Origin of the sequence: Methanolapillus ohkumae (genome assembly GCF_032594355.1) — an archaeon.
Classification (GTDB): Archaea; Halobacteriota; Methanosarcinia; order Methanosarcinales; family Methanosarcinaceae; genus Methanolapillus; species Methanolapillus ohkumae.
Genome location: NZ_CP131061.1, coordinates 1,095,442 through 1,112,555, shown reverse-complemented (window position 1 = coordinate 1,112,555; position 17,114 = coordinate 1,095,442). Strand labels below are relative to the sequence as shown.

Genomic DNA, 17,114 nt, shown 5'->3' with positions numbered 1-17,114 from the left:
TTTATTTTTGATTTTTAAAATGATTGATGTTTTTTCATTTCATTTCGCTTCATTTCATTTCGCTTCATTTCAATTTATTTTATTTCGCTTCATTTCACTTTAATTCATTTCATTTTACTTTATATTCATTTTTTTTAATTTTTCAGGTGTTTTTCAATGGTAAAACTCATCTCCGTGACCGGACACACTTCTTTGGATTATTTGCTGACGGTGGAAAAAATCATCGGCCCGAATCAGTCCTCTCCCATTTTAAAATGTGAAACCAACTTTGGCGGCGGTGCGGCAAATGTTGCGGCCGGGATGGCAAAATTGGGGGGAGCGGTTCAGTTGATTTCACCGGTTGGGGATGATTTTGTGTCATCCGAGTATGAAAAGCATCTGTCGGAGCTGGGCGTGGATTTATCCCGACTTTACCGGATGGAAAACGAGCAGCTGTCCAAAGCATTTGTCATCACCGACCGCTTTTCCAATCAGTCGACTTATTTTTATTGGGGCGCCGCCGGAAAATTGAGCAGCTTGGAGCCGCCAAATGTGGATTTTGTCCACATGTCAACGGCGGATTGTTTTTTCAACGCAAAAATTTCAGAGTCGGCCGGATTTGTTTCATTTGACCCGGGACAAGATTTGGTCACTTACAAAAAAGAACCGTTGCAAACGATTTTGAAAAATACGAATCTTCTTTTCGCCAACCGCCATGAAATCAAAATGGTTTGCGACATTTCCGGATATACGTTTGAGGAACTCAAAAACATGATTGATGTCATTGTTGTGACTTATGACAAAGAAGGCAGTATTCTTTATTCTTGCGGAAATGTGGGGTTTGACGGGGAAAATATTAAAATCGGCCAGCGCCGTGAAAAAACGGAAATAAAAATCCCACCGGTTTTGGTTCAATCGGTCGACCCGACCGGAGCCGGGGACGCGTACAAAGCCGGATTTCTTGTCGCGTTTACCAAAGGATATTCCCTGCCGGTCTGCGGAAAAATAGGTGCCGTCACCGCATCTTTCGTGGTGGAAAAAATCGGATGCCAAACCAATTTGCCGGACTGGGTTGCCATGGAAAAGCGGTACAAAGAACACTTTTTGGAATCAGAGTTGGTTTTAAAATAAAAGTAAAATAAAACAAAACTAAAAGTAAAATAAAAGTAAAACAAAACTAAAAGTAAAATAAAACAAAACTAAAAGTAAAAACCAATTCATTTAAAATTTGAGGGATTTATGAGACTCGGCGCACTGGTTTCCGGCGGGAAAGATTCGGTTTTTGCCGTTTGGAAAATGTTAGCGGCCGGACATGATGTTGTCTGCCTGATTTGTTTGGTTCCAAAAAATAAAGAATCCTATATGTTTCATTCCATCAATATGGGCTTGGTCCAAGACATTTCCGACGCGTCCGGAATTCCTCTTTTGTACCAATCCACAAACGGTGTCAAAGAAAAAGAATTGGACGACTTGAAAAGCGCGCTAATGGATGCGAAATCCAAATATGGAATTTCCGGAATATGTTCGGGCGCGATTGAGTCGGAATATCAAAAGAAGCGGGTGGATGACGCTTGCCGGAAATGTGATTTGCAATCCTTTTCCCCGCTGTGGAAATTCGACCCGGAAACACTGATTTCGGAGATGATTCATTCCGGGATGGAAATTATTTTTGCGGCGGTTGCCGCCGATGGCTTGGATGAAAAGTGGCTGGGACGGCAATTGAATGCGGACGCTCTTTTGGATTTAAAGCGGCTGCATGAATTAAAATATGTCCATATCGCCGGCGAGGGCGGCGAATTTGAAACGGCTGTTTTGGATGCCCCTTTTTTTAAAAAGAAAATCGTTCCGGTGAATACGAAAAAATATTGGCTGAAAAACCGCGGATGTTTCCGTATTTTGGAAACACGGTTGGATGACAAACCGTAAAAATCAGAAATAAGTTACATATGATGAGGCATGCGAAAAGTATGACATCCGCGTATCTGCATGAAACTCATGAAATCATGAAACTTATGAAATTCGTATGAAATGAAGAGGAGGAGAAACAGGTGAATTCATCCGGAGTTGGTCCAAAACCGGCGATGTTTTTTGAGCCGTTGCCCGACAACAAAGTCAAATGCCATCTTTGTTCCCGCCGCTGTCTGATTTTTCCGGGGAAAACCGGGTTTTGCCGTATTCGAAAAAACATAAGCGGGAAACTTTATTCTTTAAATTACGGGATGGTTTCCTCCAAAGCCATCGATCCGGTTGAAAAAAAACCGGTTTATCATTTTTTGCCGGGCACCACAACCTATTCTTTGGGAACCATCGGCTGCAATTTCAAATGCCTGCACTGCCAAAATTGGCGGATTTCCCAAGTTTTGTTTGAAAATAAAAACAATTCGGATTTGGATTCGGACACCGGTTTTTTATGTTATGGTCCGGAGAAGTATGACGAAGAAATAACGCCGGAAGAAGTTATTTTCCGCGCTCTTTTTTTGGAATCCAAAAGCATTTCTTTTACGTACAATGAGCCGACTCTTTGGTACGAATTCATCTACGATACCGCTGTTTTGGCCAAAGAAAACGGCCTTTATGTAATTTTGGTGACCAACGGATACATGACACCGGAGGCGCTTTTAAAACTCGCGCCGTTTATTGATGTTTACCGGGTGGACATCAAAGCCTTCAACACGAATTTCTATTCAAAAATCGCCCAAGCCGATTTGGAGCCGGTTTTACTGTCCGCCAAAAAAGCTAAAGAATTGAGGTTGCATGTGGAAGTTGTCACGCTTTTGATTCCGGGGCAAAACGATGACCCGCGAGAAATAAAACAGATGGCGGATTGGATTTTTCAAAATCTCGGAAAAGAAACGCCGGTTCACCTCAATGCGTTTCATCCGGATTACCGGTTCACCGATGTTTCCCACACACCGCTGTCTCTTTTGGAGAATTCCAAAAAAATATTAAACGATGCCGGACTGGACTACGTTTACATCGGAAACATCGAATCCAAATACAGAAACACATACTGTCCGGACTGCAAAACCTTGCTGATTCATCGAAGTTATTCGCTTGCGGATTTTGTGAATTTAAAAAAGGATAATGGAAAGCATATTTGTGAAAAATGCGGCCGGGAAATTTATCTTTTTGACCCTTGATTTTTTATTATTTTTTTTATTATTTTCAAAAAAGCCAGCTCTTTTATTTTTTTTGAAAAAAGCCAGTTCTTTTATTTTTTTTGAAAAAAGCCAACTCTTTTATTTTTTTTGAAAAATTAGTCATATGTTTTTAAATTTTTCGGAATCTTCTTCACGTGTTTTTAAATTTTTCGGAATCTTCTTCATGTGTTTTTAAATTTTTCAGGATTTTTTCTTTATTTTTGACATTTTTTGAGGTTCATTATTTTTTGAATATTTTTTTGAAAAACGCTTTATAGGTTTGAGTTGTTTTACCAGAAAATAATTAAAAACTTTTATTTTTTATTTGACTTGGTAGGATTCATTTTTTTCATGGTGATTTTATGAAGTATTCAGGAAACAGTTCAGACCGCTTTGCGATTCGAAAAATTATCGCCCGTGAAATTTTAGATTCACGCGGCAATCCGACTGTGGAAGTAGATATTTTTACCGACAAAGGATTCGGCCGGGCCGCCGTTCCGTCGGGCGCGTCCACCGGAACGCATGAAGCTTTGGAAATGCGCGACGGAGACAAAAGCCGGTTCATGGGGAAAGGTGTCTTAAAAGCGGTGGAAAATGTCGGAAAAATTTCCTCCACTCTTATCGGCATGGATGTCCGAAAGCAGCGTGAAATCGATATGTTGATGCTTGAAATGGATGGCACCGACAACAAATCCAATCTGGGGGCAAATGCGATTTTGGGCGTTTCCATGGCGGTCGCAAAAGCCGCGGCGGACAGCTTAAATGTTCCGCTTTACCGGTATTTGGGCGGCTCCAACTCGTTTAGCCTTCCGGTTCCGACATTAAATGTGCTGAACGGCGGAAAACATGCCGGAAACGATTTGGCGATTCAAGAATTTATGATTCAGCCGGTCGGCGCCGAAACTTTTAAAGAGGCGATTCAAATGGGCGCCGAAACCTATCACGCACTTGGAAAATACCTTCAGGAATCCTATGGCGCATCCTCGGCAAACGTCGGTTTTGAAGGCGGTTACGCCCCGAAAATGGAAAAAACAACCGAAGCCATGGACGCTTTAATGATTGCGATTGACCGTGCCGGTTATTCCGAAGAAGACATTAAAATCGGTTTAGATGCCGCAGCTTCTGAATTTTTTGACGGCGAAAATTACAAACTCGACGGCGAAGTCATGACCCCGGAAGAGTTGACCGCTTTTTATATTGAACTTGTGAACAACTATCCGATTTTGTCCATTGAAGATCCGTTCCACGAAGAATCGTTTGAGGACTTTGAAAACTTAACCGGAGAACTCTGGGAAACCATTATCGTCGGCGATGATTTATTTGTCACCAATCCGGAAAGAATTGCCAAAGGAATTGAATGCGGTGCCGCAAATGGTCTTTTGTTAAAGGTCAACCAAATCGGAACACTTTCGGAAGCGATTGATGCCGCAACGCTGGCCACCCGAAACGGATTCTCCTTATTTGTCAGCCACAGGTCGGCTGAGACGGAAGACACAACGATTGCTGACCTCGCGGTCGCGCTTGGGGCCGACATGATTAAAACAGGAGCGCCGGCCCGCGGAGAGCGGACCGCCAAATACAACCAACTTCTCCGGATTGAAGAAGAATTGGGAGACGCGGCTGAATATGTCCGGCTTTAAGCCGGCATTTTTATTTTTTTAATTTTTAATTTTTTGCCATTTGTTGTTCTTTTTTATGCCGCTGCCATGTGCATTAGGACAACAATTTTTAACAATTCTGTAAAAATAGCATATTGATTTTATCATATTTTTTGATTTTTGCCGCATCGTTTTTCTATTTTTTTTCCGGCATTGCTGAATTTTTCAACCAAATATTTCCAAAATATCCCCTACGACATCTGTTTCATATGAAAAATCCGAAAAAATCGAAATGCAAAGCATCTCGATTTTTTGGGAGGATTTTCTTGGGATTGGATAATTTCAATCCCTCCTCCAAAAATTTCGCGACCGAAGAAAGTGGCGTTTGCGCAATGAATTTTGGCGGCATTCTGTCCTTTTTCATCCTTTGAAAAACCCGCACAGAGAGGTTTTTGTTACGTTTTGTCGCTTAAAATCAAACGCAATCCGATGACCGTTTTCTCGATGTCTTTTGTTGGAATGGAGAACAAAAGTTCGTCGTCGGTGATTTTGGTATATGCCCGGCTGCCGCTGCATCCAATCGTCATATTTGGCTTTGCGGTCTTCATCACATGGGCAACCGCATCGGAACAGACACTTTGTTTTCCGGAAAAAGCCGCTTCAATCCGCCCGCCGTCCTCAAATTCATATCCTTGGGTGAGCAACATGGCTTGTTTGGGCGTGCAAATAAAAATCACAACGTCCGGAATGAATTTTGTGGATTCCAAGGGCGCGTAAAGCGCAGAAATCCGGGTCTTCGGACCCAAAAACGTAATCAAATCCACGGTTTTTTTGGCACTTTCCACGGTTTTAAAATGATGGAGGCCGTCACAATAAAACTGTCCGCTTCGGACTTTGTCCGGAAGTTCTCCTAAACCCAATGCGGCAGCGCCGCCTTTGCATTGATGATCTTCATAACCGGTTGAAAAACTCTCTTTGGTCCGCCGGACATAATCTGTCATTTGGCAGTGACGCATTTGTTTGTCTATTTTTTCCATACCGGCGGGAATCTCGGATTCCTTTCCCGGAGAAATCAATTTAACGCCGACAGGAGACCCTTTCAAATTCAAAAGGCTTTTCAGTTCATTTCCATAGTCATTTAACTTTCTTTGATCGATTGGATTCAAAATTTCCACCTCAAATCCGTTTTCATTGCAATTGTATATTAAATCTTTTAATCTCACAGGATTCTTTTTTAATCTCTTAACAAAATTCTTTTTTAATATCCTTTACAGGATTCTTTTTTAATCTCTTAACAAAATTCTTTTTTAATATCCTTTAACATTCTTTTATTTGAAATAATTGTAAACTTAATGAAAAAAGATTATCATTTCTATTCCTTTTTTTAAAATGAAATCCTCATTAAAATTGCCAAATGTATATATATTTTTCTATTATTATATAAAGTCAGACATAGGACTCCGATTTTAGAAATCTCATTTCAGTTCTTAAAAATATTGTCGGCCCATTATGTTTTTTATTGTATGATTTTTTAAAAAAACGGTCCCGAAATCCTCAAAAAAATAGGAATCATCCATAATGTTCTTATAATACCTCGTTTTAGTACAGAAAAGGCCTTCAAAAAGAGAATCAGCCGATTTTAATGATAATACATGAGAAATATGCAAGAAAAATGTAGAAACATACCGTATAAACATAAAATTGTAAAAACTACATAATCGTATTGTAAAAACATCTTAAAAGTAAAAATACGGTTCAAGAGCTTCATATTATCATTATTTTTCAAAAAACGAACAAAAAACATCCGGTCATGCTTTTTGCAGGACAGATGCTTTTTTTCAGGTGATTGAATGAGTAAAACAGTAGAGTATAAACCAACAACAAGACATGAGGGACACACCAATTTGGTCTTAACGGTCGACGACGAAGGAATTGTCGAATACGGTGCCTACCACAGCGTAACGCCGGTTCGCGGTTTTGAAAAGTTTTTGACCGGAAAAGTTGCCGAATTCGCACCGATTGCCGTTTCCAGATTCTGCGGCATTTGCCCGACTTCCCACTCCGTCTCCGCCGTCGAATGTATCGAAGATGCTTGCGGGATTGAACCCACAAAAGACGGTTTAATTTTAAGGGAACTCACCGGCATTGGAAACAAAATGCAATCCCACCCGCTTCACCAGTTCTTGATTTCTCCGGACTACGTTCCGGAAAAAGACCGCGTGGAAGTCATCAAAAGAATCCAGGAAATGAGACGCATCGGTCAATATTTCGTGGACACGATCGGCGGCGAAGCGATTCACCCGCCCAACGTCAAAATCGGCGGAATGGCTAAAAATATCACACCGGAAGCCAAAAACAAATTGATTGACCGCTGCAAAGCCTACCAAAAGCTCGCGGAAGAACAATCCGAATACATGATGAATCTTTTTAACAAAGGAAAGTTGGCAGACGGAACAGACATTCCCGAAAAACTCGGTTACCACAATTTCCCAACCTTGGCCACCAGTTTGACCTACCGTGACCGTTCCTTGTATAACCACGCCGACACCGTCGAAGTGTCGCCGTTTGAAATTTTCCCCAAAGAAGTCGCCCTCCATGCCTGCACCAACGTTCCCAAATACAAAGGCAGTTTGGTTGAAGTCGGACCTCGCGCCCGGATGGCAAAATTCGAAGGTTTCAAAGAAAAAGGAACGCTCGGCATTCACAAAGCCCGCGCGCTTGAAATGTGCCACTACGCCCCGCGCGCACTTGACCTTCTCGACGCCCTCAACACAAACGGCGCTCCACGTTCGGAAAGCCCGATTGTCGGCGACGGCGAAAAAGTCGGTGTCGGACCCTTTGAAGCCGCCCGCGGCCACAACGTTCACACGGCGGTCATTGACCGGACCGGAAGAATCGTGGACTACACCGCCATTGTCGCAACCACTTGGAACATTCCGATTATCGGAACCGCAACCATCGGACAACATTACAAGTTTGCTGAACACGTTGCCCGGGCCTATGACCCTTGCGTTTCATGTGCGACTCACATGATTGTCAAAGACCAAGATGACAAAATCATTGACGAAAAGGTGTTTCAGTAAAGTTTGACCCATCCATTACCAAAACGCGCGTCAAAAAAGAGATGAAAATTAAAGGATGAAAGAGAGGGTTTAGAGTTGCCAAAATATTTGGAAAAGGAAGTTCTTGTGCTGGGGTGTGGAAACATCCTGTTTGGAGACGACGGATTTGGTTTTCATGTCGTCAACCGGCTCAACGAAATAAAAAATTCGACCAAAAAAGACGCTTTACCGTTAAGTTCCGATCAACTCGGAATTATTGATGCCGGAACCGGTGCGTCTCATTTCATTCTCTCTTTGATTGACGAAAACACAGTGATTCGAAAAATAATCATTGTCGACATTGTCGATTACGGGTTGGCTCCCGGGGAAATGATTCGGCTGTATCCTAAAGATTTGCCAAAAATTCCGAAATATCAAATTGATGCGCATGATATGCCGCTTGCGGGAATGCTGGTTGATTTGAATCGTGATTTTGGAATTGATGTCGTGGTCATCGGCTGTCAGTACAAAAATATGCCGGCGCCGGACATTTGCATGGACCTTTCCGATGAAGTTTCGTTATCGGTGGAAAAAGCGGCAGACATGGTTTTGGAAGAATTGAATTGTTTGAAAGATTAAGGATTGATTGATAAAAAATTGGGTGATAAATTGGTAAGAGTCTCACACGTCCATTTAAGCGGATGTACGGGGTGTCTCATTTCTTTTGCAGACACTTATGAAAAACTTTTGGATATTTTGCAAATGGTTGACTTGGTTTATGCGCTGACTTTGGCGGATGAATTCACACGGGTCACGGAAAGCGAGGATAAACTGACGATTGAGCGGGCTTATCCGGAAAATGTTGACATTGCGCTTGTGGAAGGCAGTGTTTGTTTGGATGATCATCATGCGGTGGAACTCATTCAAGATGTGCGCGCGAAAACAAAAATCGTGGTCGCTCTTGGAGGTTGTGCAACGACCGGGTGTGTGACCCGGTTCAGTCGCGGTGGACAAAATCCGCAGCCGACACATGCCGCGTTCGTGCCGATTTCTGCGGTTGTCCCGGTGGACTTTGCGATTCCGGGATGCCCGCCGTCCACCGACGCGATTGTGAAGTTCGTCGTGGCGGCGCTTGAAGGCGATACGGACTACTTGGAGCCATATGCCGAATTCGTGAAAAACAAAGATGCCAGTGGAGATGACTTGTGGAAACGCGTCATCAGCCAGGGTCTTTGTATGGGCTGCGGTTCGTGTTCCGCGTCCTGTCAAGTGCGTGCGATTGAAATGTTTGACGGAAAGCCGGACGTTCGGATGGAGCTTTGCATTAACTGCGGCTCTTGTATCATGCAATGTCCGAGAATCAGAATGCCAAAGGCAAAGGGAATTTTGGGGGTTTAAATATGTCAAAACCGGTTGGAGAATTTATTTCCGTTATTGCCGCCCGGTCTACGGATCCTGAAATCTTAAAGAGATCCCAAGACGGCGGAATTGTATCGGCCGCGTATGTTTATGGTTTGGAAAACGGTCTTTTGGACGGGGTCATTGTGGCCAACACCGAAGACGGATTTTCTCCAAAACCCAAAATCGCCCGGACCAAAGCTGAAATTTTGTCGGCGAGCGGAACCAAATATTCCTTGTGCCCGAATGTGTCGATGGTTAAAAGTGCCGTTCGTGAATACGCGCTTGAAAAAGTTGGATTTGTCGGAACGCCGTGTCAGATTATTGCCATGCGCAAAATGATGCAGTACCCCGCCGGATTCCGTCTGACCGCCGGAAATATCGGTCTTGTGATTGGTATTTTCTGTATGGAAAATTTCCCGTACGAAGGAATGAAAACCTTGATCGAGCAGTATGCTGATGTGAAAATGAACGACGTTTTAAAAACCGATATCGGAAAAGGAAAGCTCTTTGTCTATCCCAAAGACGGCAGTGAGCCGCGTACGATCCCGATTAAGGAAACCATGCCGTATGAGCAAAAAGCTTGTCACGTCTGTATGGATTACACATCGGAATATGCGGATTTTTCGACCGGATCGGTCGGCTCTCCGGACGGCTGGAGCACGGTTCTTATCCGCAACCAGCGCGGTAAAGATTTCATTGACAAAATGATTGCCGACGGCAAGCTTGAAACCAAGCCGATTGACATGGAAGGAAAAGTCGGTTTCCCGCTTCTTGAAAAATTATCCGTGGATAAAAAGACCAGAAACGCCAAGGAAATCGAGCACAGAGTTGCCATGGGGCTTCCGGTTCCGTATTAAACGGAAAAACTTTTTCAATGCGACAAAGTTTTACGCATTCATTTCAAAAATCACCTCAAAAGGAAAAAAGAGAAAATCATTTAATCATTTTCTCTTTCTTTTTGGAAAAAGTGTCGGTGGTTTATTTTTTTGTTTATCTTTTGCTTTTGTTTTTTGCTTTTTCTTTTTGCTTTCTGTGGCGGCACAAGCATTGCGTTATAGCGACATTTTTGGATTATTTTTCAGCAAAAACGGTGGGCATTTTTTTTCAAAAAACGTAAAAAAACACAAAAAAATACAAAATTATAAAGCATAAAATGCAAAATGCAAAATATAAATGCAAAATATAAATGCAAAATATAAATGCAAAATATAAATGCAAAATGTAAAATGTAAAATATAAATGCAAAACATAAAATACAAAATACAAATTATTCTACTCAATCAAACTCCGGAAAACTCGGACGCGCATCGCGTCCGAATTTTTCGGAAAAAAAATACGCGTATGATCAAAAATATGTAGCAAAACCGCAGAAAATGGTGGGAAAATGCAGTAATTTTGAGACCGTAAGCAGTTACAGTAATTTTGAGACTGTAAGCAGTTACAGTAATTTTGAGACTGTAAGCAGTTACAGTAATTTTGAGACTGTAAGCAGTTACAGTAATTTTGAGACTGTAAGCAGTTACAGTAATTTTGAGACTGTAAACGGTCGCGGCAAATCTAAATCTAAATATACAGTCGCGACAATAACAATTCAGCAGCTTTGGGCTCATTAATAATTTATAAATGGATTATCTTCATCCTATTTTAGAATAGTTTGAATATAATATCATATAGTGAATAAAATAACTTTATAATCTTTGATTTTGTTTTAACATTCGTTATTTTATATTTTTAGTCGGTTTAGTTTTTATTCAATGAATAATTTTAAAAATAGGTGATATGATGGCCGATTTTTCAAAATATTTAGGAAAGGAAGAGCGTGTGCTCAATTCCGTTGACATGAAAGATGAATCTCTTTACACATCCAACAACCCGGCAGCGGCCGAATGGAAAAGTTGGACGACACTTGTTTTGACCAACAAACGTTTCTTTTCGCTCAGCAAAAGAGGCTTGAGCATGCGGGAATTCCGCTTGGAAGATGTGGTGTCGACCGGCTGGGTATATCATCCGCAATGGGGACGCCTCGTTGGAATGTTTCTCAATTTGATTATCGCCGCCGTTTTACTTTACTTTACGCCGGCACTTGTGGATTCCTTGTCTTCCTTTTTGGTCGGCAATTATTCCATCGATGCGTCCGAAATCGTATTTTATGTGGATATTGTCCGCTATTTCATCTACATCATCGCCGCTCTTCTGATTTTGGGTGCGCTTTATGACATCTTCGCCTACTTCTTTTACAAAAGAACCACATTTATGATGTCCACCAAAGACGGAAAAGAATACCGCTTTTTGCTGCGCGGGCGCCGCAGCCAAATGGATGAATTCCGCATGTCCGTCCAAGACGCCAAAGATTTGTATTTGGAAGAAACCGAAAACCGCTACTTTGACAAGATGCGCTCGGTTCTGTTCAACCAATCCAATTACGAATTCGCGCTCAACAACGCGGCTTCTCAACAAAAATCTCAGCTCTCCGGCGATTCAACCCAACGCATCGGCGGCAATAATGCCAAAACCATTTCCGGCAGTTCCGCAAAATCCATTGACGGCGGCAAAACCGGACAAATTTCGGCTTCCGAAGTCAAACAATTGGGCGGCGAAGCCGGTGATTTCATGAGCCAAGTGAAAGTCGTATTCACGGAACTTGGATTTGACATCACGACACTTCAAAACGGCAAAGGCGCCGATATGATTCTTTCCGGGGACGGACAGCGGTATGCCGCATCAGTCATTGGAAAAGAACGCGTGGTCACAACCACCGATGTTTTAGAAATTGCGGAGGCACGTGACTTTAACCGGTGTGATTTCGGCGTTTTGGTGTCCGAAGGCGATGTCTCAGCCGACGTCCGCCATTTTGCCGAACAAAAGGGAATTAAAATCATTGACTTAAATGAGGCGTCCGGGGTTCGAAAGTAAACCCCGAATTTCTTTTTTTTATTTTTTATTTTTTTGTTTTCAATTTTAATATAAATCCAACAGAATACTAAGATTATTTTTTAATTTAAAATAATGAAATAAATTGATTCATTATGGAAAAACGTTTTTATGAAAAAATAAAATCCAAAGACATTGAGATTTTATCCCTGCTTTTTGTTATTTTTATCTGGGAACTGGTCGCGGGTTTTATTGTTCAAAATCAATTTTATATGCCAAGCTTTCATGGAGTTATTCTTGCTTTTGTACAATTAGTTCAAAATGGAACACTCATCGAAGATACCGCCACTAGTCTTTATCATTTTGCCGGCGGTTTTTTTATGGCGCTTATGTTTGGTCTTCCAATCGGAGCCGGCATGGGGTGGTTTCCAAAGATAAACAGGATCATTTCGCCTCTTGTTGAAATTCTTCGCCCTATTCCTCCGCTGGCCTGGGTTCCTTTCTCAATAATCTGGCTGAAATTGACACATGCTGCAGCAGCATTCATTATTTTTGTAGGCATGTTTTTTCCGATTGTTTTAAACACTTATTCCGGATTTAAAAATGTCCCGAAAGTATATGTTGAAGCCGCAAAAGTTCTCGGTTGCACGGAAAATAAACAATTGATCCGCTACATTGCCTTTCCAGCCGCATCTCCCATGATTCTTTCCGGAATCCGGATTTCAATGGGAGTTGGTTGGATGTGTTTGGCAGCGGCTGAAATGTTTGGGGTCAGTAACTCTGGAATTGGGTATAATCTTTGGTTTTATTACAATCTTCAAAGAATGGATTATGTTGTTGTTTACATGCTTCTGTTGGGACTTTTGGGTCTTCTCTTGGATTTTCTATTCCGGCATTTCATTTCAAACAGAATTTTAAAATGGCAAAAAGGAATAGTTATTTAAAATCATCCAAATCCATCTCAATCCATTTTTTGTCCGCTATTCTTATATGCTTTTCATTTGTAATTCTCGGGCATGATTCCAAGAGTTTTGATTCCGCTGCGCCCCGACAATCCTAAATCGCGGTTGTCTCCGGTCTTATCGGAAGAGGAACGCCAAACGCTTTTTTTACTCATGCTTGAACATGTTGTTTCTGTTCTGAAGCGTGCCGGAATTTCACAGCTGGATTTGCTGTCAACCACCGCTCTTTCCAAATCCATCGAAACATCTGTTTTGTCTCTCTTTTGTGACAGCGGCAACGGCAGTGATGGCGGTAACGGTGACAGTTTCGCTTCCTTCTTAACCGACGAGCGGGATTTGAACTCGGCGGTTAACGCTTATTTAAAAAAATCGGCGGCACCGATTCTTATTGTGATGGCGGACTTGGCGCTTCTTCGGCCTGAAAACATTCTCCAAATGGTTCGTCCGCCTGTGGAAAAATCGCAGGTATATGGCCGGCTCATTCGCGTCGCTCCCGGAAAAGGCGGGGGGACGAATATGATTTTTATCGGCGCGCCGGATGTTTTTGATGTCAAATATCACGGACAAAGTTTTAAAAAACATGTGGATGAAGCCCAAGATCTCGGGCTGTGTTTGGAAATTTATGACTCATTTTATGCGTCCATTGACATTGACGAGCCGGGGGATTTAACGGAACTTTTGATTCATGGGGAGGGGCCGTTGCGGGAATTTGCCGACAAAACGCTGAGTCTTTTGGAGACCAACGGAAGAAACCGATTTGAACATAAAAAGTAAAAATCAAATGTGGAAATGATAGAAACGATTCAATGTGTAAAACACAAAAGTAAAAGTGCAAATAAAACACAAAATTGTAAAAGTACAAAATTGTAAAAGTACAAAAGCAAATTTGCAAATTAAAAGCAACAAAGGCTTTTTAGGGATAAATCATATATAGCAGATGATATTTATACACCTTTTATATCTCTTTCCATTTATAAATTATTTGTTTTCATTTTTAAAAATTATTGAATATTTTTTCAGGACGGGTAACCGTTTTTTAACCCCCGAAATTCCAGGTGAATACCAGTGACAGTCACAATCAACCGAAATAAGTGCGGCTATTGCGGGGCCTGCGTCGCGGTTTGCAGTACGCTTGCTCTTGAATTGAAAGAAGTCCGAATTGAAGTGGATGAAGGACTTTGTAATCATTGCTCTTTTTGTAAAAAAGTGTGTCCGGTCGGCGCGATTGAGGTGAAAAGATGAGTGTCGAAATGATGGATGAATACGATGTTGTCGTGATTGGCGGGGGTCCGGGCGGTGCGATGGCGGCTCGATATGCGGCAGCCGGCGGTTTATCCGTTCTGTTGATTGAAAAGCGTCAGGAAATCGGAACGCCGGTCCGCTGCGCTGAAGGTGTCGGTCTTAAAGATATGGACCGGTTTTTGGATTTGGAACCCCGGCATATTTCCCAGCCGATTAAAGGCGCAACCATTTACGCGCCGGACGGAACCGCCATGAAGCTCCGCTCTAAAAATGATGAAGTAGCCGGCTACATTTTGGAACGCAAAGTCTTTGACCGGTCGCTTGTGGAAGCAGCCGCCCGTGCGGGAGCGAGCGTTTTTACCAAAACGTCGGCTTTGGGCCTGATCATTGAAAAAGGAACGGTTGTCGGCGTCCGGGTGTCTCGCATGGACAAAGAAAAGGAAATCCGGTGCAAAATTGTGATTGGCGCGGATGGGACAGAGTCCAAAGTCGCCCGCTGGGCGGGGCTTGTGTCCGCCATTAAATTAAAAGATATCGAATCCGGTGTTCAGTACTTGATGACCGACATTGATATTGATCCGGACAACATTGAATTGTATATGGGAAACCGGTATGCTCCGGGCGGATATGTTTGGATTTTCCCCAAAGGCAAAGACCGGGCGAATGTCGGAATCGGTCTTTTGGCCAGCAAAATAAAAGAAGAGCGACCGATTGATTATTTGAATAAGTTTGTCCAAGAACGATTCCCGAACGGCAAAATCGCAGAAATGAATTTTGGCGGAATTCCGGTGTCGGGTGGAAATGTTCCGATTTACGGCAAAGGCGTGATGATTGTCGGGGACGCGGCGCAACTCACTGATCCGATTACGGGCGGCGGCATTAAATGCGCGCTCTTTTCCGGAGAATTTGCGGGAAAAGTGGCGGCAAACGCGGTCAATTCCGGGGACTGGTCGGAAAAAGCGCTGTCCAAATACAAAACCGAATGGGACAAAATGTATGGCCGTTACATGCGTATAAATCTGATTTTGAAAGATTATTATGTGGACATGACGGATGAGGAAGCTAACAAATTGGCACGTGAGCTTGCGAAAAAGGATTTCACGGGCGTCATGGAAATTCCGGAATTGGTCAAAGTTTTATCTTCGGTCGATAAGAAATTGTTGTTAAAGCTTGGAGCCGCCTATATCGGATTTTAATGTCCGGTTTGGCGTTTTCCATTCTTTTTTTATTTTTTCCTTTTCTTTTTCTTTCTTTTTTTAGTTTTTGTTGTTTTGTTGTTGTTTTGTTTTTCTATCCGGGCAGCATGCGCGCGCGTTATGGCACCCGTTTTTGAGAATTTTGATAAAAACGGCGGACTTTCTTTTCATTCTCTTGAACCCGATTTTTATTTTATCTATTTTATTTTTATTTTATAAATTTATATTTATGAATTTATTATATCTCCTTGTTAAATAAATCATAACTTTTCTTTTTTATTTACATTTTTTTTGTTTTTTGGATCCTGCCAGCTGAAAATTTAAAGTTTTCTGATATCTGTTTTTATTTTTAAAAACGTTTTTTCAATACTTTTCGGGTTAATATCTTTTAATTATCTAAAAAATCGGGATCATAAGGATTGAATTAAATGAAAAATGACCATTATAATTTATTTTATGAATCGTATAATAAAATATTCTAAACATAAGAAAGTATATATATTAAAAAGTTATTCTTTAAAATACATATCATTTAATAAATATCGGCAAATAATCTTGAATTAATAAATGGGGACAAATATAAATGAAGACGAGAAAGTTCGCATTTCTGGCTGTTTTGGCTCTTCTGTTGCTTGCGGCGCTTTCCATTCCGATTTTTGCTTCCGACGTGTACGGATGCGGTGAAAAAAACAAGCAAACTTATGCCGCTGCTTCTTATTCTCTGGAAAATAATACGGTTGCGAACGCAACCGAGTACAGTTATTATGTGACGGATTGCAGTTTTGATTTAAACGAAGGCGATTCTTCTTCCAACGATTCAACTTTTGAAGAAGCCGGGTTTGAATTCTAACGTTTTTGCCGGATTTGAATTCTAATGTTTTTGCCGGATTTGAATTTTTATTTCCAGCAAATTCTTTTTTGATTTGATTTTTCTTCATTTTGTCTTTTTTGACTTTATTTTTCTTTGCTTTTCTTCGTTTTTCTTTATTTTTCTTCGTTTTTCGTTTTCATTTACATTTTCTGCACGTTCGGGCAAAACTAATAATAGAACTCCTTGCCAATGGGTCTTATTCAAAAATATTCAAATGGGATTTTTATGGGAAAAGGAAATGTGAAATTCGCAGAGCGTCAGGTTGGTTTTTATCGTGTTTTGTGTGAATTAGATCAAGAGCCGTTTCCTTTTATGGACGTCATTGATGAGTATCGTCACGAGTTGAGGTTCAGCAATCCGGATAGGATTCAAAAAATATTTGCTTTGCCTCATTTTGGTCAAATTCTTTTTCTCGAATTCAAAGAATATACGTATCGGGGTGACAATGTTCGCGGCAAATTTTATTGTTTGAGCGAAGCGGATTTTCCTCCTCAGATTCCGTCTGATCTCGAAGATCCTTTTTTTGAATCTGAGAAATCCAAAGCCGTTCATTTTTATTATTTCCCGGAGGAACAAATCATCGGAGGCGAATTAAAGCCGGGCGCTGATGTTGAAAAAATTGGATTTTATTTGGAAACGGTCATGAAAAATATCTTTCCAAATCCCCCTTCTTTTGAATTTGAGATTTCCCGCGTCTGTTCTTCCAAGTCCGGCGAAGAATTGTTTAAAACGGTGTGGGTCGAAAATAATTCCAACAAGATTTATCAAGAAATTTTAAAGGCGTATGCGGAATTGTCGGATTTGTTTTAACAT

At 41.5% G+C, this 17,114-nt stretch carries 16 protein-coding genes; 15 read left to right on the top strand and 1 reads right to left on the bottom strand.

Features of this window, described 5'->3' with window-relative positions:
• Window positions 1-156 precede the first annotated feature (156 nt).
• The 4 genes from MsAm2_RS04840 (at window position 157) to eno (ending at window position 4,759) form a co-directional block, all read left to right on the top strand.
• Window positions 157-1,110 (top strand): carbohydrate kinase family protein, encoded by a 954-nt coding sequence (locus MsAm2_RS04840; RefSeq protein WP_338097137.1) that lies wholly within the window; start codon window positions 157-159, stop codon window positions 1,108-1,110.
• A gap of 108 nt (window positions 1,111-1,218) precedes the next feature.
• Window positions 1,219-1,905: a diphthine--ammonia ligase gene (locus MsAm2_RS04835; RefSeq protein WP_338097136.1), complete on the top strand. Its 687-nt coding sequence runs from the start codon at window positions 1,219-1,221 to the stop codon at window positions 1,903-1,905.
• Window positions 1,906-2,027: 122 nt separating this feature from the next.
• A complete protein-coding gene (gene amrS, locus MsAm2_RS04830; RefSeq protein WP_338097135.1) occupies window positions 2,028-3,119 on the top strand; it encodes an AmmeMemoRadiSam system radical SAM enzyme in 1,092 nt (363 codons plus the stop codon).
• Between the two features lie 362 nt (window positions 3,120-3,481).
• Window positions 3,482-4,759 (top strand): phosphopyruvate hydratase, encoded by a 1,278-nt coding sequence (eno, locus tag MsAm2_RS04825; RefSeq protein ID WP_338097134.1) that lies wholly within the window; start codon window positions 3,482-3,484, stop codon window positions 4,757-4,759.
• 413 nt (window positions 4,760-5,172) lie between these two features.
• Here eno and MsAm2_RS04820 read toward each other — a convergent pair whose 3' ends face one another.
• Window positions 5,173-5,892, bottom strand: coding sequence for a DUF169 domain-containing protein (locus MsAm2_RS04820; RefSeq protein WP_420846958.1), 720 nt, complete (start codon window positions 5,890-5,892; stop codon window positions 5,173-5,175).
• Between the two features lie 675 nt (window positions 5,893-6,567).
• Between MsAm2_RS04820 and frhA the strand changes: the two genes are divergently transcribed.
• The 11 genes from frhA (at window position 6,568) to MsAm2_RS04765 (ending at window position 17,111) form a co-directional block, all read left to right on the top strand.
• Window positions 6,568-7,800, top strand: a complete 1,233-nt coding sequence (gene frhA, locus MsAm2_RS04815; RefSeq protein ID WP_338097132.1) for a coenzyme F420 hydrogenase subunit alpha — start codon at window positions 6,568-6,570, stop codon at window positions 7,798-7,800.
• A gap of 75 nt (window positions 7,801-7,875) precedes the next feature.
• Complete coding sequence (gene frhD / locus MsAm2_RS04810) at window positions 7,876-8,397, top strand: coenzyme F420-reducing hydrogenase, FrhD protein (RefSeq protein ID WP_338097131.1); 522 nt, start codon at window positions 7,876-7,878, stop codon at window positions 8,395-8,397.
• Between the two features lie 30 nt (window positions 8,398-8,427).
• Window positions 8,428-9,156, top strand: coding sequence for a coenzyme F420 hydrogenase subunit gamma (gene frhG / locus MsAm2_RS04805; RefSeq protein WP_338097130.1), 729 nt, complete (start codon window positions 8,428-8,430; stop codon window positions 9,154-9,156).
• A gap of 2 nt (window positions 9,157-9,158) precedes the next feature.
• Window positions 9,159-10,016 carry a coenzyme F420 hydrogenase subunit beta gene (gene frhB, locus MsAm2_RS04800; RefSeq protein WP_338097129.1) on the top strand — a complete coding sequence of 286 codons (858 nt, stop codon included), beginning with the start codon at window positions 9,159-9,161 and terminating at the stop codon, window positions 10,014-10,016.
• A gap of 925 nt (window positions 10,017-10,941) precedes the next feature.
• Window positions 10,942-12,072 carry a restriction endonuclease gene (locus MsAm2_RS04795; RefSeq protein ID WP_338097128.1) on the top strand — a complete coding sequence of 377 codons (1,131 nt, stop codon included), beginning with the start codon at window positions 10,942-10,944 and terminating at the stop codon, window positions 12,070-12,072.
• Between the two features lie 113 nt (window positions 12,073-12,185).
• Window positions 12,186-12,974 (top strand): ABC transporter permease, encoded by a 789-nt coding sequence (locus tag MsAm2_RS04790; protein WP_338097127.1) that lies wholly within the window; start codon window positions 12,186-12,188, stop codon window positions 12,972-12,974.
• Between the two features lie 72 nt (window positions 12,975-13,046).
• A complete protein-coding gene (gene cofC / locus MsAm2_RS04785; RefSeq protein ID WP_338097126.1) occupies window positions 13,047-13,766 on the top strand; it encodes a 2-phospho-L-lactate guanylyltransferase in 720 nt (239 codons plus the stop codon).
• A gap of 291 nt (window positions 13,767-14,057) precedes the next feature.
• Window positions 14,058-14,234 (top strand): indolepyruvate ferredoxin oxidoreductase subunit alpha, encoded by a 177-nt coding sequence (locus MsAm2_RS04780; protein WP_338097125.1) that lies wholly within the window; start codon window positions 14,058-14,060, stop codon window positions 14,232-14,234.
• Window positions 14,231-15,430, top strand: a complete 1,200-nt coding sequence (locus tag MsAm2_RS04775) for an NAD(P)/FAD-dependent oxidoreductase (RefSeq protein WP_338097124.1) — start codon at window positions 14,231-14,233, stop codon at window positions 15,428-15,430. Before MsAm2_RS04780 ends, MsAm2_RS04775 begins: the two co-directional genes overlap by 4 nt.
• A 583-nt stretch (window positions 15,431-16,013) precedes the next feature.
• Window positions 16,014-16,280: a hypothetical protein gene (locus tag MsAm2_RS04770; RefSeq protein WP_338097123.1), complete on the top strand. Its 267-nt coding sequence runs from the start codon at window positions 16,014-16,016 to the stop codon at window positions 16,278-16,280.
• A 246-nt stretch (window positions 16,281-16,526) separates the two neighbouring features.
• Complete coding sequence (locus MsAm2_RS04765; RefSeq protein ID WP_338097122.1) at window positions 16,527-17,111, top strand: hypothetical protein; 585 nt, start codon at window positions 16,527-16,529, stop codon at window positions 17,109-17,111.
• Window positions 17,112-17,114 lie beyond the last annotated feature (3 nt).